We start from the raw sequence: 16366 nt of genomic DNA, 5'->3' as shown, positions 1-16366 counted from the left end.
TAAGGAATTCTTCGGTCTCACAGAGATACAAAAACTCCTGAATCGCCGCACGATCCTCTTTCGAGAACTCATGGCCGTGGGCCCGGTACAGCGTTTCCGTCTGCTCGAATGGAGCCAGCTCCTCGTCCGAGATGAAGAATTTGAAATCGCAGCGATAGTAGTCGGCGAGTATGAGCACCTCGTCCCCGGAAGGCTCAAGCGTGCCCATCTCGATTTGTTTGAGCCGTTCCTCGTCAATAGCCACTGCCTCTGCGACTTCGCTGAGAGGGCGCTGGAGCTGATTACGGTACCGCTGGAATTTATCGCCTAAGGCTTGGAGGTTCATGCGTTGGGTCACATCCTAGTGGCGTAGCTCCGACAGATCATAGCCTGAGTGGTAGCACTCGTTAGTCGGCGCTTGGCGAGTGCTCTCTCAACGATCTGTTCGAATCTTTCAATCACAAACGGTTTGGGCGTGGGTGGCTACTTGAAAACAGCTCCTTTTGTTCGATGCATTACTGGACGGTTTTCACCATGCTCCTAGATACCCAGCCCTGAATCTCAATGTCCTCGTGCTTGTAAATGACCTCCAACCAAGTCTTATCGGTCGAGTCTACAACCTCCAGTACGGCATACTGCTTCAAAGGCATGATTACCTCGGCCTTCATGCTTGGCGAGTAGCGAAGGTTTACGTTGTCCCTGGCCACGAGCCTCACACGCGCCTTGGCGCTTTTAGGCATATGGCACATCGAGGAACGAACCAGCCTGTGGGCCTCTGCAGTAGACTCCGACTGAAGGGTAAGGTCGTTGAGATCACACAGACCGTCCTTGAAGTCTTTCCACTGGCTTACAAGGGCCATCGTGCCGGAAAGGAAGCCAAGAATGTAGCAAAGCAGGAGGAACGCGGCAGGGGTAAGCGGCTTGCGACTCTCCTTGCCTTCAAGTGCATCGATAATTTCTTTCTGTAGCGAAGCTTCCTGGACGGGCTTGACGTCATAGCGGGCTGCCGGCTCCCGAACCAAGGCTGTCTGCTCGACGATTTCATATTCTTCAAACAGCCTGGCTAGCTTGCTTGCAGACGTGCGCTCGAGTGCCTCGAACAACGGAGACTCTGCAAGGATCGCTACCTGCTTCATCATTTCGCTGTACTTCGGCGTAACGTGCAGCTTTGCTAGCCCTTCAGTGACGCTGTGGATCTGTGCGAAGCTCGCCAATCTGGCCTGGGTTGCTTCATTTTCTGCCCAGATACTGCGGAAAGATTTCAGTCCATCTAGTGCTTGAATCTGAGCTGAGATCCTCTCCATCGCTTGTGTAGCCGCTCTCTCGAAGGTGGGGAACTGCAATCCTGAAATACCACCAAACGGCTGAAATAAAGGGCTGGAGGTTAGTCGCGTGATGGCTTCGATCTGCTTGGTCGGGTAGAGGCTTTCCATCGCACGCATTGCTGCAGCCGCAGGTGCCATGGCCTTGTCCGCGAATTCCCGAATTTGCTTAAGGGATCCTCCATACGAGTCATCAAGCAGAGAGCTAGTCACCCGGGCCTTTTCTAATAGAGCCTGGGTGCCCGCATAGCTTGCCTGGAAAGACTTGATGGCTTCGATGGATGAGCTGTCGATAGGAGGTGGAGGAGAGAGGGTCTCGCTCGCCATTCTCTGGAGGACTGCCAATTCTTGAGGCGATCTTTCCGCTTCAGTCTGGTTGATGGCTTCTATATAATCAGCTACCTGCTGAAGTCGTTTGTCTTGATTCGACACCGTCCCACCCCAAGTCTTCGGCTCATACCAAGAGGATACCCGTTCCGGTTCCGCATGGGAGATGAGTTTTCCGGGGGAATGGGTGAAGACATGGATTTATTTTGAAGCAGCATTAGTGGATAGGGCGTGCTGCCTCGCGGCCAGGATGTCGTAAACCGAGCCTTGGCGTTCCTCCCAGTCTATCATCCTTCACAACTTCGACCTTCTTGGTCTGCGCGCTTCGCTTGCTTAGAGCGTGCTCCATGACCCTACTTGCCTGGCTAGGTACTGTGTTTAGTGGCAAAGGCCACCCACTTGAAAAACTCAGGGTTTTTGTTGGTGTAGGTGACACTGTGAGGGGCTCCCAGCAACCAGGAGTTGGTTGGCTCAGTTGCTGAAATCGTAAAAGACGATCTATGGAATTGATGCCATCGAGGGAGAACTGTCCAGGCGCCGCAGGCCTCAAGAAATCCAGGGAGAGGTGATGCCTGGTAGTTCCTCTCAAAAGAAGAATACAGGAGCGCTTGTAATGCGCTCCTGTTCAATCGTTAAGCTGCTGCAGGCCAGATTCGTGCTGCAATACCTTGTAGTGTGTTACAGGTAGGAACGACACCTTGGAAGTTTTCATCGTAGGACATTCCAAATTTAGTCCTGAATCCCGCTCTAATTTTTTTGATCATAAACTTCCCTTTGCGCTTGTCGCTAGGAAGGGGAATTACCGTACCCATCAATGTCTGCGTGTCAGGAGCAGCCTCTCTGTTCCGCTTGTGAATGCGGTCAAAAATATCGTCCCTCTTACGAGTAAATTGATGCTGGATTTCTACATGGTGCTTGGCGGCTACCTCATCGAGCCAGGCAACAATATCGTTTGGATCCTCAGTTCTGGTCATGGATGCCAGGAAATTTGGCTCAATAAAGTAAGATTCGATGTCACTGCCTGCAGTGATGAACGGGATAGCTTGCTCATGAGCTATTCGACCTTCGACGCCTGCGGATTCTTCTACGGTCATGAAATCTCTATCTCTATGGATCATTACCTGCACCCCAGGTGAGACATTTTTAAGGAAGTCCGTGAATAGTGATGCGGATTCAATATTTGATGAGGTTTTATAGCTATAGATTAATGTTTTACCCATCTGGAAGCCGTTGAGTTCAAGAAGCCTTTCCAAATAACGGGTTTTGCGATCTTCTGTGAGTACAATCAGATCAATCTCGTTATTTCTTAGTCGGTCAAAATCATCCAGTGCTCCCAGGTCAAGAAGCATGGGTAGTCGATCTATGTTGCTACCTTGCTCTTGAATTTCCCCGTTTCTCATCCATACAAAATTCGCATCATCTGATAATGCGTCCATCATATGACGGCTGTGGGTGGACAGAAGCACCTGTGTGCCAGTGCTTTCAGCGATGAAAGAAATAGCGTTGCATAGAGCTATCTGGTTGTTAGGGTGTAGATGTGAATCTGGCTCGTCAAGTAGAAGAAGTTTGGGTTTGAAGTAGGTAATGTATGAATAAATTTGCAGCACTTGCAGAAGCCCGGTTCCGCAAAGCTCGATTAAATTTCTTGCCCCATTTTGTGTGGCATAAACTTTTATCCTGTGGTCGCGCTGTTCATCAAACTCAACATCAATCACTGTGCCAGGGAAAATAGTAGCAAGTCGCTCGTTGAGAATGTCGAGCTCCCCTTCAACATGTATATAGTAGATGATGTTGCGGAGGTACAGGTTAGCGTCGCCGCTGGCTACACCTCTTCGTACAATTGCTCGAGCGCGGAGCTCTTCATATTGCGAGATTCCAGCTAGGCCGGGAACATAAACACTATAGAGATCTGCGGGGTTTGTAACAGTGCTTCCGATACGCTCAGAGTCACCCTCTCTGTTACAAGCAATGTTGCCATGGTTCCGGCCTTTGCTGATTGTTATACTGTATTGAATTTCCTCCTCTACTTGCACGCCGTTGGCATCGGTGGAGATGGCGGTAGAGAAAAGTGTCAGGCTGCTATCACCTGTTCCAGTGTGGTTCAGGTAAGGAGAGCCATTTCTCAAAACACTGAAGTCTGGGGTAGGGTTGTACTGCAATAGCTCGGTTGAGAAGGTCTTCTGCCCTTGCTGACGGGAGGCAACCGCCGCGCTGATGGAAAAGTGTATGCCCTGAAGAACACTGCTTTTTCCCGCGTTGTTTCCACCTACAAGAACATTCACCGATTCTAATGAAATTTCGGCTCGCAGAACTTTTTTGTAGCGTTCCAATAACAATTTATTAATTCGCATAAAGCACTGTCCTTGAGCCGAAGTTGAGGTGTCGCGAGGAGGAAAGGAATACTGGATGTGGCCTAATGATGGCCCGCTGAGTTGATGATGTCCATGCCCGATGAGGGGCACCTCTACGATCCAGCCGAGTAGTCGTTGACCAACCTCACTCAAAGCGGTTTACTGTACGCATATACAGTAAAGGCGTTCTCGTCATGGTCACTATCCTCGGCCCACTCAACCCCAGCACCACAGAGCTCCCTCTGTATTCGTTTCAGGTGCCGGCAGGCTTCCTTCTCCAGCAGCCGATCACCTGGAAAAGCGTATTTCCCTCGATGAGCTCTTGGACGTGCGGGCGCCTCACATCTACCTAGTGCGAGTCGAGGGCGACAGCATGATCGGTGCCGGCATCTACCCCGGCGACCTTGTGATTGTCGACCGCTCCATCGAGGCTGAGCCTGGCCACATTGTGATCGCCGCTGTGAACTGCGAGCCGCTGTGCAAGCGTCTTGCTCGAGATGGCAGCCAGGTGGTGCTCAAATCCGAGAACCCGCGCTACCCATCTCGGTACCTTCTCGAAGGTGAAGAACTGCAGGTCTGGGGTGTGGTTACCTACAGCGTGCGAAGCCATGACAAAGCCTGAGCGAGTATTCGCCCTCATCGACTGCAACTCCTTCTACGCGAGCTGTGAGCGTGTATTTCGCCTCGACCTCCGTACCAAGCCTGTTGTCGTACTCAGCAACAATGACGGCTGCGTGATCGCCCGGTCGGCAGACGCGAAGCCTTGGATCAAGATGGGCGAGCCCTACTTCCAGATCAAAGATAAGCTCCGAAAGCACGGCATTGTGGCGTGCTCGTCGAACTACGCGCTCTATGGCGACATGAGTGAGCGGGTCATGTCAGTCATCGAGTCCATGGTGCCCGCAGCAGAGGTGTACAGCATCGACGAAGCCTTCGCCGAGCTCACGGGTATGCCCGGCGACCTCGAGCGCCTGGGCCGACAGATCCGTGCCGAGGTTTATCGGCGGACAGGTATCCCGGTCGGTGTTGGCATTGCCTCGACAAAGACCCTGGCGAAGCTGGCCAACTTTGCTGCCAAAAAATGGCAGAGTCATACCGGTGGGGTCGTCGACCTGCGCGATGAGGTGAAGCGCAACTGGGTGCTCAAGAAGTGCGATGCGTCGGACGTCTGGGGAGTTGGCCGGCGCATGACGGTACACCTGGCGGCTATGGATATACGAACTGCGTGGGAGCTTGCGCATGCTGATGCCTGGGCGCTCCGGAAGCAGTTCAGTGTGCTGATCGAGAAGACTGCCAGGGAGCTGGCCGGCACCACGTGCCTTGAGCTAGATGATCCCGACCCACCCAAAAAGGAGATCTGCTGTAGCAGGATGTTCGGTAGCCGACTGACTGAGCTGGCTCCGATCAAAGAAGCAGTGGCCACCTATACGTCCAGGGCTGCCGAGAAGCTTCGTGCCCAGCAGTCGCTTTGCAAACGGCTACGGGTGAGCATCCGCACGGGGATGTTCAATCCGGACGAGGCGAAGTACGCCAACGGCTTGCTGGTCGAGCTGCCATATCCAACAGACGACACGCGGTTGCTGACAATAGCAGCCCAGAAGGGTGTGGAGCGGGTGTTCCGGAAAGGGTTCCGCTATAGCAAGGCGGAGGTGTTGCTCCTCGACATCAGCCAGTCAAACGAGATTACCGGTGACCTATTTGCGGCTGCTCAGCCAGTGGCGAGTGAAAAGCTCATGGGCGTGCTTGATGCGGTCAATGGAAGGTGGGGCAGGGGGACGATGCGGTTGGCAAGCGTGCCTGTGGATCCCAGTTGGGGTATGCGGCGGGAGATGATGAGCCAGAGCTTTACCACACGGGTTGATGAGTTGTGGACGGTGTACTGCAAATAGATGGCCCTAGGAACATGGCATGCCTTCCAAAAAAGTTGATGTGCTAGCACCCGAATCGCATCGGCCCTCAAAGGTCGGCACGATGTGCCCAGGTCAACCAATGAGGACATCACCATGCACTACACCCCAACCCTGAACGATGTTTGTCGCATGCTGAAGCAGCTTGACGAAATACCTCGCCCCTACGGAGACAATGAAGGCTACCCCGTTAATAGTGATACAGTGTATTACTCCCTCTACCCGCAACACCAAGAGTTTGTGAATAATCTACTTGAGGTTCTCTATAGCTACACTCGGTTGCCTGGCGGACAACAGGTGAACGTGCGTTCGGTCAACTACTTGACTGGTCGTGGGTATCCCGCCTATCTCGGTATTGATCAGTACGATGCCTATCGATTGGTAGGCTCCGTGGCTACCGAGAACTGGCTGATAGACATTTCTGACGCCAGCTCTCACCAGTTTGAAGATTAGCACTAAAGTATTTTTTTAGATATTGTTGTCCCGTCCGCCAGCGTTTGCTTTATGTAAACGTTGACGGTGGGGCGACCTTGTTTTTGAATCTGAATTTTTTCCTGTTTGTAGAGCTTCCGGCATATTGTAAGGATGGTCGTGTCGCCGATTTCATTTGCGTCTATTTCCTTTCTCATTGCGTCATAAATGGTCTCGTGTGCATGGTTCGCACTTTGCCATTTGCGCGAAGAGTTTGGTTTGTCAGGCTCGACGAGTGGCTTAAGATTGATATAGAGCTCAGCAACCTTTTTTTTGGCTGAGTTAAGAGGGCTCGGGGATGTATGTTTTCGTTTTGCATTTTCCTTGGCGAAACGCTTTTTGGCAATTGCGTCAATACGAGGCATCATGAATTCAGTTGCTTGGCACATGCCTATCATATTGCTCGCATCAATTAGATAGCTATAGGCTTCATCCATGCGACCCTCTTGCTCTGCCCTTGATGCTTGGATCAATAGCCCGCACATGCCATATACAGCTTCTAAAGATTGAGCCGGGGCAGTTAGTGTTTCAGCAATGATGCTATTCATTTCGTCTTCATCGTTGATAAGCATGATGTGTCGAATGAAAAGAAAAATATCGTCTCCAGGATGGTCTTCGTCTCTTAGTGCTGGGACAGTTATGTTGCTGAAGTGGATGGAGAGGAATTCATCTATGATGTCACTGCTCTTGGTCTTTAGAATTTTTAGAAATATTTCCGGCAGCGTGTTTGGTATTAAATTCTTGTAAAGTCTGAATGTGGCTTCTGTAAGGCGGGAAAGCTCTGTGTGAAAAGTCCGTGCTGTACGGCTTTTTTTGCTTATTATTTTGTTTAGCTCTTCTTCAGAATACTCTTGAGATACGCATTCGTTAATATTGCTGAACAATTTTTTTAAGGATGATCGTTGAAGGTTTATAATTATTTGTCCATCGGTTTCTTGACTGACAGTATTATTTTTTTCGATGATTTCCCACAAAATATCTTGCATTTGTCTCATGTTTTCTGGGTCATCGAAGATGTTTGAGTATTTGCTCACAGGTTTTCTCTCATGATTTAATGGTTGTAGTCATGGCAGGATTGGCTCGTCGAGAGTTTCGCTGGCTGAATTGGCTAAAACGACGACCTTTGCATTCCACCATGGGTACGCTTGAAATTTCAACCTTACGGCGTCTCATCGAGTCGGAGAAACTGCTGTGGTGGGTGGCAAGAACGTGTAACTCCTGGCTTGGCTCCACTAGCGTCCTAAGAGGGGCCGTCGAAAGATTACTCAGCCCTTGAATTACTCTAGGACTGTCAAGATCTTGCATGTAGGCTAATGAGCATCAGCTCGTGGCTAGCCCAAGATGTGGGTGCCCCTTAGAGGCATCCACAATGGGTTGGCGCGAAAAACGACTAACGCTGAAATGATTGATCGGAGAGTGCGAGCTGAGCCTAAGATCAGTGCTTGACCCATTACGTGGACTCGTATTTTCAATGAATAAAAGCCTTGTCGGAGAGGCAAAAACGCCCGTGATAGTTTAGGATGTAGTTTTGCTTCCTACTAAGCCTAAAAAGGATCATCTATGTCTCGCCTGGCAGAATTCCGTCAACTCGAGCAGCAACTCGCCGCACAGCTCGCAGAGCTTGAAGCACTCAAAGGCTCTTCCGAGCTGCAAGCTGAAATTCAATTTGAGACCAAATTGCGGGACTTGCTGGCTGAGTACGGCTACAGCCTGCGCGACATCATCAACATCCTGGATCCTCAAGCCAACCGTCGTGCCGCCGCTCCGGTAGCAGTTGAAAAGTCCCCACGTCGCGCCCGCCAGGTGAAACAGTACAAGAATCCGCATAACGGCGAAATCATCGAGACCAAGGGTGGCAATCACAAGCTGCTTAAGGAATGGAAAGCCCAGTATGGTGGCGACGTGGTGGAAGGCTGGCTTGCCCAGTAACACGTTCCACTGGCAGTCTGCTAAAGCCCCCTGACGGGGGCTTTTTCTTTGGTGATGCAGCCACCTTTCCAGGTAGGTAGCTGAGAGCAGCAGCCTGGTTGACCAAGCGGCTATCTTTGGCTCAGTAGCCGAAAGCCGATCCAAAAAGGCCTGGGCTCGTGCAACAAAATCAAGGAATGACTCCGCGCCGGCGCCGTCGCGATAGCCGGGGTCGGACTTCAGCCAGTATGCATCGACCCAGCTCTTCCTCTGAGCCACAGTCGTATCGATACAGCGCTCGGGTGCAAGGTACGTAAACTCTTCGATAGCCCATGTCTCAAACGGTGTCCTGGGGAAGGTCGCGGCAGTTGCCTGAGCGGTGGCCTGCGCTCGTGCGAAAGGAGACGCAACGATCAGGTCGGGTGCCACGGATAATGATCCGGCGATCATCCGAGCTTGTTCTAGGCCCAAAGAGGTGAGAGGAATGCTTGCATGATCTCTGCTGGCTTGGCCCGCATTTGCAGCGCTCTGGCCGTGCCGAATCAGCCGTACACGTTTCATCAGCTATCTTCCACTTTCATGGGGTGCCACCAATACCCTGCTTCCTCGCACCTCCCGAAACCGTAGCGCCCAGTACATCAATTAGCGGGAGGTGGCAGTAGCTACAGGTGAATTTTGGGGTTGCCGCCATTCTGTACTATTGGAGTGTTTAAGGAAAAGTGTCGTTCAATATTTGAGAGTGTTAGTAGTGAAAACTATGTCCATTACGGTGCAACATGCTGTAGTAGGTGAACGCTCTGTAAATATCACTAAGATTGTTGGTTTTTTTAAGCTCATCAAGCATAGTTGGCTCTATTTCTAGCGTTTCTGGATTTTTTCGCAATAACCTGGCCTTTGTTAGGTAGTAGTACGGTAGCGAATTTAGTAGTTGGATTTCTGTGTGTTTCCCTCTTTTTGGTTTTCCATTCTTAAAGTAGTGTACGACGATTTCTTGATAGAATTGTCTCATGTCCACAGGTATGGCGGAGATGGACTTTATCCATTGTGTCATTTCTTTGGTGAATAGAGTGCTTTCTGTTTTGCTACCATTTGCGATGGTTAGAAATTTGGTTGCGACTCTATTCGTCAATGCTATCATGAACTCCATTAGCTCATGATCAAGGTTGGCGCGATATGGGGACTTGTGCTGCAACTTTTCCTTAAGGAAATGGCAGTTCCCTAAGGTGGAGGTCTCATCCTCATTGAGTGCAGCCATATGGTTATCGCATAGAAGCGCAGTGTGCTCTCGCCACACAAAGAGCTTCAAATGGGAGCGTTGATCGCTCCGGAAAATTATTATAAATCGGCGTAAGATGTCCTTGGACTCCATCGCTGGATAAAATTTTTACGCCGCAGCCCGGGATTTCGCAAGCGCCTGCGGAACGGTAGAATATTTCGCGTAAGGTCTCGGGATGAAAACAAGTCCTTCTTCTTGAAGTATCGAAGTGATTCATCCCGAGGCCAGCCATTTTTACGCCGAGTGGATCTTCGTTAAGATCTCCGAAGTGCGGTAGGTTCGGTGAGGATGTTTTTACGTGAACGCCGGTTGCCCATATTGAGATCATATGTTTTGGGCGCGGGTGCCTCTTAACCAGTTCTATCATTTCAGGGTAAGGCATTAGAAGAATATCATTTTCTAGGTAGAGGCTATCAACTAGATGCTGGCGTTTTGGGGTGTCGATTTTTTCATTGCCAGCGATTAGTATGTAGTCTATCTCTATTTGGGTTTCTCTAGCTACATTGTCCGTTGGTGTTAGCAGTGGAACTGGGTAGTTTTTAAGTAAAGGTTTTAAACTGAGGAGTAGAGATTTTTTTCGATCTTCAGATACAAAGCTATCTCTCCATTCTTCAACTTGTGAAATCCATTTTTTTGCTTTTTTTGAAAATTCAGTTTTTTGGGCGTTATCTTTGAATACTTTGTCAGAGGCGCGTTTAATTTCGACTAGCGAAATTTTTATTACTTGGTTTTGCCCTGAGAGGAAGGCAAAGTCAGCTCGGCGTTTGTTAGGGAGTGCGAGTTCGTCAATTATTGAGTCAAGCAGTAATTCACCTGCGTAGAGTTCAGGGGTGTGTAGCAGAAACGGATACTCTACAATTTTTTCATGCAGACGTGCTTCTCGTAAATCTTCAGAGCGACTTTGAATTTCAGGTGAATTGTTTGATGATCCACGATTTGCTTTTTTATCTTTGGCCTTCTGGCCTTGTCTTCTATATTTGTTCTCGGCGGGCTTTATCGGCTGCGTGGTGATTTGATCCTCTATGCGGGCAAGTAGCGCTTGCTGCCGATTAACTATGCTGAGGAATTCAGCAATGGCTTGGTTTTCGAGAGTTACAATGTCCATACGATTCCTTCTACGATTTCCCTTGAGGTGGCTGGTTGCTTCTAGCCTTGAGTGATTGCCCTAAAGCGCTAAAGCTGGCCGAACTGAGCAGTAATCTGCAGACAACAGCGTTTAGCTTTTCAGTATTCGAGTTTTCCCGATCAATGACTGGAATTCATCTAGCTTAAACTCGTTGCTGCCAGCATGCTGCAGTGTGGCAGTAACACACTGGAGAAATGCGAAAAGAGATGCGGCCTTGCCTTTGGCAATCGTAAAGCCATTTTGTCCGGGCGCTCTTCCATGAAAAATTGCGCCGTCAATACTTAATATCCCATTGGGAATTAATTTGTTGGAAAAGGATTTATATATATTCTCAATTCCTTTCTCTGTGGAGGGGCCTTCAAATCCAATAATAAATGTTGGAATTGAGATGTCGTCAAGAAAATGGAAGTCATCACCTTTTACTGAGGTTCTGAGCAGTTCCTTGATGGAAGCTGCTTTGTCCATCGCCTTCTTACCTTGCGTTGCAAGGTTGGATTTGATTTCCAATGCGGCGCATACAGACGGGGCTAAGAATAGTCGGTTCTGGTCGCTGCTGATCGGGAAGCTGATTGAGAATGGTTGCTCAATAACGATATCAACCTGACCTGAGTCATTTCCGTATTGATCAAAAATTGTTCCAGTGCCAACGCGATAGCCAGGGGCCAAAATCAGAGAAAGAAGAGACCGGTTAATTATTTCTCTCTCGGCTCCGGTAATGCTAGGAGCATATTTAGTAGAGTCTGCATGGGCCTGCATTAGTGCGGCATGTATGCCTTCCAGTTTTTGTTTTAGAAAGTTAGATGCTTGAGTCATAACCTAGGTTTCGCTCTTTGAGATAAAACTGAGTCAGATGCTGGTTGTCTGTGAACGGGGCCAGGTAATCATCCAGCTTGTGACGTACCTCGTCGTATGTATCGGCGCCGTCGACGTCCACGTGTTCAATCTGGTCAGTCTCTTACAGAAATCGGCGGAGCGCCTTGAGGTGCCGTGTTTTTTTTCTGCATGTTTTTTCTTCTCAGAAGCCCTCGTTCATTACGAGGCGGAGTCGAAGAGCCGAATGAGCAACTCTCCCGTATGTGTGCCTGCGTACCGTCCCTGCAGCTCTTCAAGCTTGGCAGAGCGCCGCTCCCCAGACAAAAGACTCAGCCCGTGCAGGGAATTCATCAACTGTTGCATGCCAGCAACATCGTCAGCCAGGTTGAGCCAGGTCGAGGTGATCTGCTGAGCAAGCGCCTCTGCCTCACGACTCGCAATCTGAGTCTCAATGAGCTTGTTTGCGTGCGTCAGAGTTTTCAGTGAGATGATCGACTGCTCAAGCTCTTCCAGCTGCTCACCGAGGCGCTCTGCCTGGGCGAGCCCCGAGGCTTTACCATCGACGTAAACGACGTCGTCCTGCAGCGAATAGATAGCCAGGGGGCCATCCCCTCCGCCAGTGACATCTAGGGCAAGGACATTCCCGAGGCGCAGAGAATGCGGAATCCAGGTGTGCCCGACACAGACACGCCAGGCACCTGGAACACCGCCGCGATGATGCTTCTTGATCCTCTCGCGCCCCCACAACGCGACATCCTGAATCTGTGGGTTATCGAGGCTCTGGGTGAAGTCATTCCAGGCCAGCCCCACGGGCACATCAGCGTGAACCACTCCGACCACGCCCCGAGAAGTCTCCACCTCAATAGCCAGCGGCAAGCTATCCAGCTTGTCGATGACCATGGGCTTGGACTCGTCATCAATCGTGAGCCACCACCGGGCGCCATGAGCGGAGTAGGGCAGGTGTGGGTTAGCTCGATAGGCGTCAATGAGCATCTGCTCGTGGTTGCCCTTCACCGTGAAGAACCACTGTTCGCCCAATAGTTTCAGCCCGTCGAGCATCCCTGGGCCACGGTCGATGAGATCTCCAACTGCTATCAGCCGGTCGACGGATTGGTCGAAGCCGAGCGCCTGGAGACCTCTATGGAGCTCTCGTGTTTTGAAATGGATATCACCAACGACGAAGTCTCGGCCTGCCCGATTTTGAGGCAGTTTTAGCAGATGAGGCATACGCTACAGACGCTCCTGAGCCGGCCTGGACGACTCGGATATTTTACCTTGTGCACGCAGTATCTCACCCATTAGCGCCCCTAGGTTTCGAGCGTCGTCGATCCCTCTATGGTACTGACCAGACCATTCGATGCCCCAGCCCTCAACTGCAGGCCGGAGAGCCAATGCACGGCAGCTTAGTATTTTCCAGTGCCATTTCTTAGCATTGGTGTGGCTAAGGTCGGCCAGCATCGGTTCGCAGCGATTCCGTACTGCATCCATTGCCAACTGCTTGGCATCGTAATCACCCCAGGAGCACCACATTAGCCCTTCGGTCTTGAACGGGGCCAGGTGGGCATCCAGCTTCTGGCGAACTTCGTCGTATGAACCTGCGCCGTCGACGTCGACTTGATCAATCGTGGTCAGTCTCTTGCAAAAGTCGGTAAGAATCGGATTAAGCACTGGGCGCACCAAGCTCGTGTACTCGCTGACGATCTTGCAATCCCGATGCAGATCTAGAACCACAGCTCCGACTTCGATGGTCTCCATCTCGTCACGACTTATAGCGAGCTTGTGTTCCGGCTTCTGCTCATCTGTCAGGCCTGCAGGGTACTCGTCGCACGTAGCTTCAAGATCTACGCAAAGGAGATATCGGGTGCCTGCCAGCAGCTCGCGGAGTGCTTGGAGGTGCTGTGGTTTTTTGATCTGCATGTCTCATCCTTCCCAGAAAGCCCTCGTTTCTTCGAAGCGGAGTCGAAGAGCTGAATGAGCGGCTCGCCCGTAGCTGTGCCTGCGTACCGTCCTGCTAGTTATGCGTTCGTAGCATGGAGTACAAATGTACTCCTGCCATGGAAATGCCTACTCATGGCGCTTCGAGCCGTCCGAGTGTCCCGATTTCACGTCTAGATGCTCTGAATCCTCAGGCGCCTCTATCGTCGCTAATGGTTTGCCGTTTTTGGTCACAACAAACACGTGGCCTTTGGCAACAAGTGCAACGATTCGCCTCAGGCGTCTGCGCGCTTGGCTCATCGGGATGACGGTCACCACTTACGCAGCTCCTGGATTTCCGCTGCCAGCATGTTGCGGGCAGAGCGTGTGAACCCAGCGTCCGCTCACTTGCTGCCCCGGCGCGCCACACTGCTCGCACGTCTTCAGTGACAGCTCCTCAGCCACAGCCACGGCACCCCGGCAGTAAGCATCGCCACCATCGTAGAAAAAATGCAGCTCACCGAATTTCGATTTCACCTGCGCCACCACCACCTGCGGCACCTCAGGATGCCGATTAAGGTGAGCTTGAAGCGTGCGGCACAGGGCGTAGAGGATTTCCCGCCAACCAGGGCTGAAGTAGATGTCATCCACAGATGGGTCAGAGAAAATCCGTGGATAGCGTTCTCTGAATTCCGCGAGGGTGATCTCGCGTGGTTTTTCCATATTCATAGTGTGCTGGATTTAAGTTTCGAGGAGCGTGAGGGGCAAGAGCTTGTGAGTTGATACTTTGAGATTATCAAGCTGTGTATTGCCTGTCGAGGCAACTTTAGAGTATGCAGTTGGCATACCCTTAGTTGTGGTCGACAAGGGTTGAACTTGGTGATAATAATTGCGGGTTTTAATTGTATATTGCCTCCGTGCAGCTGGAAGATGCCGCATTGAGGAGGCCCTGTTCATATTAGCCAATTGCAGGTGTATGGCCTGCCGACGGGCATAGTGCGGCGTTAACATGCGGGTTGCACCACCTGCGCTATGCGAAGATGGGCTTCGATCACACAACCATCGCCTGGGCTCCAGGCCTAAGGAGTGCTGAGCTCACTCTGGTAAGCGGAGCGCGCAGACGCGAGGATGGATGCCCGCAGGGCCGAGACGCTCAGGAGAGCGACTCGGTTCACGACAGCCGGCCCGCAGGGCGCGCCCAACCACGACGACTTTCTGGAGAGCCCATGAGCAGAGACGCCAAGGACACCGTGTACTGCAGCATCCAAATGCCCATCGCCCAGGGTCGAGAGCTCCTGGAGCTGATTGCCAATCTCCGCGCCTCTGGCGCTCACCCATCACTGGAATCGGTCTTCAAGGAAGCCGAGGGCGAGTTGGAGATGTCGATTAAATACGTCGAGGGGATGCTTGCCGGCGATGGCTGGCACGGTCGCCAGATACACTAGGGGACAACACAATGAGTGGTGTTGACGATTTGCGTCTACGCGAGACTGCATGGCGGAAAGCGCTATGGGCGCTCGCAAATCTCACTCCTAGTGATCCGCGAGCCGTCGAGGCCTTGGACGCCCTCAATAACATCGACCACCAAGATCAACGCGGCGCACCCCCATCGGTATCTGCCACCAAGACGCCAGGCGGTACCTTGATCGTGCGTGAGGTCGACATCCCGCAGCCTTGGCGGGAACGCTTTGTTTATGAGAGCAGAAGCTCAACACGCCTACTCGAAGGCACGTATTACCGAGACTGGGAGAAGTTTGCTCACGAAAGGAGCCGTGAGATGGCCCACTTAGAACTCCACAGGCGCGCTCGCAAAGCGTGATGGTGGAAATTGTACGTGACGTGTACTTTAGAGCCTACCCAACCGACATGCTGAACTATGGATGCCTAATGCGTCGGTGTCAGCTTCACGACAAGCATTCATTACACGTTGCCTGGAGCGTTGGCTTTGCAGACTGACCGCAGGATTCCAGGTAACCCGTCCTCGTGGACTCACTAAGACTACCGGGGCATCTCAGTTTTTTCAACTCACATACCCAAATCTTCCTCAAGTTTAAATCCTCTCAAGCGGCGCAATGAAAATCCTAACTTAAACAGTGTCTCAAAAAGAGCTTCATTAAAATCGTGCCATTCACTGTCAAGTGGGGGCAAGCAGTCCATAGGCCACTGCTTCTTGATCAGATCACGCATCATCTCGCCTAGAATGTAGCAAGGGTCGCTGAGTGAGCCTGGCGGGCATTCAAATTGAAGCACCTCTTTCCCTGTCACGACATACACCTTCCGGGCGAACAGCGCTGAAACTGTAGGCTTTGCGAGGATCGTAGAAAAAACGCCTCTAATGACTGCCTCTGACAGATGAAGAGACGATAATTCCCACACCTCATGAATCCGTGGGCGCGTCCAACCCTTTGTTTCGCCTGACCACACAATTGCCTCGCTGATCGCCTTGGTGGTGATGAATGGCTTCCGCTTACCGCCCATCACAAAGCTCCTTTAGACTTTTCTTCATATGCTTGAATCGCTGACTGGAGGCTGGTATGCCACGCCAGATCATTACGAGTGATGGCCGTTACGGCATTTGTCACCGCAAAGTGGCTACCTTGCAGCCCATCCTGACAGGTGATGGTCGATGAATATCGCTCTGCATCTAACACGGCACATAGGCCATCAGCAGATACAAGAAATGCATACCGAACAGCCGAGACGCAATCCTGACGCCGCCATGCATACCGCTCCATGAGTATTCCAGCCGGTACGAGCTTCACGTGATGATCTACCTGCTCGGCCTTTTTATTCTCCTGAGCGAAGCGGAGTATGGCATCTCTGGCCTCTTCGGGATCCATGGAAAGGCTACCTCGTCCGGTCACATGGTAGTTCTTCAGTTTCTTAAGGGCCTCAATGAAAAATCTTTCTTGTTTCTGCTCCCAGTCACTCTGTTTATCCGGCCACAAAAAATTAATGATCTTGTCCATGAC

At 51.2% G+C, this 16366-nt stretch carries 17 protein-coding genes and 3 pseudogenes; 5 read left to right on the top strand and 15 right to left on the bottom strand.

Annotated features, from left to right (window positions below):
* The 3 genes from DM374_RS30205 to DM374_RS30195 form a co-directional block, all read right to left on the bottom strand.
* On the bottom strand, positions 1–325 hold a 325-nt coding region (locus DM374_RS30205), incomplete at its 3' end, for a helix-turn-helix domain-containing protein (protein WP_157969776.1).
* 169 nt (positions 326–494) lie between these two features.
* The gene (locus DM374_RS30200; protein ID WP_157969775.1) at positions 495–1733 is read right to left on the bottom strand and encodes an SH3 domain-containing protein; all 1239 of its coding nucleotides are present in this window, start codon (positions 1731–1733) and stop codon (positions 495–497) included.
* A gap of 527 nt (positions 1734–2260) precedes the next feature.
* Positions 2261–3979 carry an AAA family ATPase gene (locus DM374_RS30195; protein WP_110973209.1) on the bottom strand — a complete coding sequence of 573 codons (1719 nt, stop codon included), beginning with the start codon at positions 3977–3979 and terminating at the stop codon, positions 2261–2263.
* Between the two features lie 194 nt (positions 3980–4173).
* Here DM374_RS30195 and DM374_RS30190 point away from each other — a divergent pair.
* The 3 genes and pseudogenes from DM374_RS30190 (at position 4174) to DM374_RS30180 (ending at position 6339) form a co-directional block, all read left to right on the top strand.
* Positions 4174–4601, top strand: a pseudogene (locus tag DM374_RS30190) (LexA family protein).
* On the top strand, positions 4588–5868 hold the full coding sequence (umuC, locus tag DM374_RS30185) for a translesion error-prone DNA polymerase V subunit UmuC (protein WP_110973208.1): 1281 nt from the start codon (positions 4588–4590) through the stop codon (positions 5866–5868). The pseudogene DM374_RS30190 and the gene umuC overlap by 14 nt, the downstream one beginning before the upstream one ends.
* A gap of 114 nt (positions 5869–5982) precedes the next feature.
* Positions 5983–6339 carry a hypothetical protein gene (locus tag DM374_RS30180; protein ID WP_110973207.1) on the top strand — a complete coding sequence of 119 codons (357 nt, stop codon included), beginning with the start codon at positions 5983–5985 and terminating at the stop codon, positions 6337–6339.
* A 2-nt stretch (positions 6340–6341) separates the two neighbouring features.
* On the opposite strand, the gene DM374_RS30175 is transcribed toward DM374_RS30180, so the two are convergent.
* Positions 6342–7391: a hypothetical protein gene (locus DM374_RS30175; protein WP_110973206.1), complete on the bottom strand. Its 1050-nt coding sequence runs from the start codon at positions 7389–7391 to the stop codon at positions 6342–6344.
* Between the two features lie 526 nt (positions 7392–7917).
* On the opposite strand from DM374_RS30175, the gene DM374_RS33885 reads away from it, so the two are divergent.
* Positions 7918–8286: a histone-like nucleoid-structuring protein, MvaT/MvaU family gene (locus DM374_RS33885; RefSeq protein WP_110973205.1), complete on the top strand. Its 369-nt coding sequence runs from the start codon at positions 7918–7920 to the stop codon at positions 8284–8286.
* A 45-nt stretch (positions 8287–8331) separates the two neighbouring features.
* Here the strand turns inward: DM374_RS33885 and DM374_RS33880 are convergent.
* From DM374_RS33880 to DM374_RS33315, 9 genes and pseudogenes are all read right to left on the bottom strand, one after another.
* Positions 8332–8826: pseudogene (locus DM374_RS33880) on the bottom strand (histidine phosphatase family protein); the annotation flags it as partial.
* 181 nt (positions 8827–9007) lie between these two features.
* The gene (locus DM374_RS30160; RefSeq protein ID WP_110973204.1) at positions 9008–9520 is read right to left on the bottom strand and encodes a hypothetical protein; all 513 of its coding nucleotides are present in this window, start codon (positions 9518–9520) and stop codon (positions 9008–9010) included.
* Positions 9521–9524: 4 nt separating this feature from the next.
* A complete protein-coding gene (locus DM374_RS30155; protein ID WP_110973203.1) occupies positions 9525–10646 on the bottom strand; it encodes a Shedu anti-phage system protein SduA domain-containing protein in 1122 nt (373 codons plus the stop codon).
* 111 nt (positions 10647–10757) lie between these two features.
* A complete protein-coding gene (locus DM374_RS30150; protein WP_157969772.1) occupies positions 10758–11480 on the bottom strand; it encodes a DUF6602 domain-containing protein in 723 nt (240 codons plus the stop codon).
* A 219-nt stretch (positions 11481–11699) separates the two neighbouring features.
* Entirely contained in the window at positions 11700–12707 is a 1008-nt protein-coding gene (locus DM374_RS30145) for a metallophosphoesterase (protein WP_110973201.1), read from the bottom strand.
* A 3-nt stretch (positions 12708–12710) separates the two neighbouring features.
* Positions 12711–13397: a 3'-5' exonuclease gene (locus DM374_RS30140; RefSeq protein WP_110973200.1), complete on the bottom strand. Its 687-nt coding sequence runs from the start codon at positions 13395–13397 to the stop codon at positions 12711–12713.
* 3 nt (positions 13398–13400) lie between these two features.
* A pseudogene (locus tag DM374_RS34595) lies at positions 13401–13526 on the bottom strand (hypothetical protein); the annotation flags it as partial.
* A gap of 18 nt (positions 13527–13544) precedes the next feature.
* Positions 13545–13715: a type II toxin-antitoxin system Phd/YefM family antitoxin gene (locus tag DM374_RS30130; protein ID WP_110973212.1), complete on the bottom strand. Its 171-nt coding sequence runs from the start codon at positions 13713–13715 to the stop codon at positions 13545–13547.
* Between the two features lie 18 nt (positions 13716–13733).
* A complete protein-coding gene (locus DM374_RS33315; RefSeq protein WP_157969771.1) occupies positions 13734–14123 on the bottom strand; it encodes a hypothetical protein in 390 nt (129 codons plus the stop codon).
* A 497-nt stretch (positions 14124–14620) separates the two neighbouring features.
* Between DM374_RS33315 and DM374_RS30120 the strand changes: the two genes are divergently transcribed.
* Positions 14621–14839 (top strand): hypothetical protein, encoded by a 219-nt coding sequence (locus tag DM374_RS30120; protein ID WP_110973198.1) that lies wholly within the window; start codon positions 14621–14623, stop codon positions 14837–14839.
* Between the two features lie 580 nt (positions 14840–15419).
* Here DM374_RS30120 and DM374_RS30110 read toward each other — a convergent pair.
* Both DM374_RS30110 and DM374_RS30105 read right to left on the bottom strand, forming a co-directional pair.
* Entirely contained in the window at positions 15420–15872 is a 453-nt protein-coding gene (locus DM374_RS30110; RefSeq protein WP_110973196.1) for a hypothetical protein, read from the bottom strand.
* The gene (locus DM374_RS30105; RefSeq protein WP_157969770.1) at positions 15872–16363 is read right to left on the bottom strand and encodes a hypothetical protein; all 492 of its coding nucleotides are present in this window, start codon (positions 16361–16363) and stop codon (positions 15872–15874) included. Before DM374_RS30105 ends, DM374_RS30110 begins: the two co-directional genes overlap by 1 nt.
* Positions 16364–16366: the final 3 nt, after the last annotated feature.

Source organism: Pseudomonas huaxiensis, from assembly GCF_003231275.1.
GTDB lineage: Bacteria > Pseudomonadota > Gammaproteobacteria > Pseudomonadales > Pseudomonadaceae > Aquipseudomonas > Aquipseudomonas huaxiensis.
This window is presented reverse-complemented; position numbering and strand designations above follow the sequence as displayed.

What these genes read in the sequence shown, in the direction of transcription:
- DM374_RS30195 (WP_110973209.1), bottom strand. Translation starts at nt 3,979, where the DNA reads ATGCGAATTAATAAATTGTTATTGGAACGCTACAAAAAAGTTCTGCGA.
- DM374_RS33885 (WP_110973205.1), top strand. Translation starts at nt 7,918, where the DNA reads ATGTCTCGCCTGGCAGAATTCCGTCAACTCGAGCAGCAACTCGCCGCA.
- DM374_RS30140 (WP_110973200.1), bottom strand. Translation starts at nt 13,397, where the DNA reads ATGCAGATCAAAAAACCACAGCACCTCCAAGCACTCCGCGAGCTGCTG.
- DM374_RS30155 (WP_110973203.1), bottom strand. Translation starts at nt 10,646, where the DNA reads ATGGACATTGTAACTCTCGAAAACCAAGCCATTGCTGAATTCCTCAGC.
- DM374_RS30110 (WP_110973196.1), bottom strand. Translation starts at nt 15,872, where the DNA reads ATGGGCGGTAAGCGGAAGCCATTCATCACCACCAAGGCGATCAGCGAG.
- DM374_RS30130 (WP_110973212.1), bottom strand. Translation starts at nt 13,715, where the DNA reads ATGAGCCAAGCGCGCAGACGCCTGAGGCGAATCGTTGCACTTGTTGCC.
- DM374_RS30160 (WP_110973204.1), bottom strand. Translation starts at nt 9,520, where the DNA reads ATGGCTGCACTCAATGAGGATGAGACCTCCACCTTAGGGAACTGCCAT.
- DM374_RS33315 (WP_157969771.1), bottom strand. Translation starts at nt 14,123, where the DNA reads ATGAATATGGAAAAACCACGCGAGATCACCCTCGCGGAATTCAGAGAA.
- DM374_RS30145 (WP_110973201.1), bottom strand. Translation starts at nt 12,707, where the DNA reads ATGCCTCATCTGCTAAAACTGCCTCAAAATCGGGCAGGCCGAGACTTC.
- DM374_RS30120 (WP_110973198.1), top strand. Translation starts at nt 14,621, where the DNA reads ATGAGCAGAGACGCCAAGGACACCGTGTACTGCAGCATCCAAATGCCC.
- DM374_RS30150 (WP_157969772.1), bottom strand. Translation starts at nt 11,480, where the DNA reads ATGACTCAAGCATCTAACTTTCTAAAACAAAAACTGGAAGGCATACAT.
- DM374_RS30180 (WP_110973207.1), top strand. Translation starts at nt 5,983, where the DNA reads ATGCACTACACCCCAACCCTGAACGATGTTTGTCGCATGCTGAAGCAG.
- umuC (WP_110973208.1), top strand. Translation starts at nt 4,588, where the DNA reads ATGACAAAGCCTGAGCGAGTATTCGCCCTCATCGACTGCAACTCCTTC.
- DM374_RS30105 (WP_157969770.1), bottom strand. Translation starts at nt 16,363, where the DNA reads ATGGACAAGATCATTAATTTTTTGTGGCCGGATAAACAGAGTGACTGG.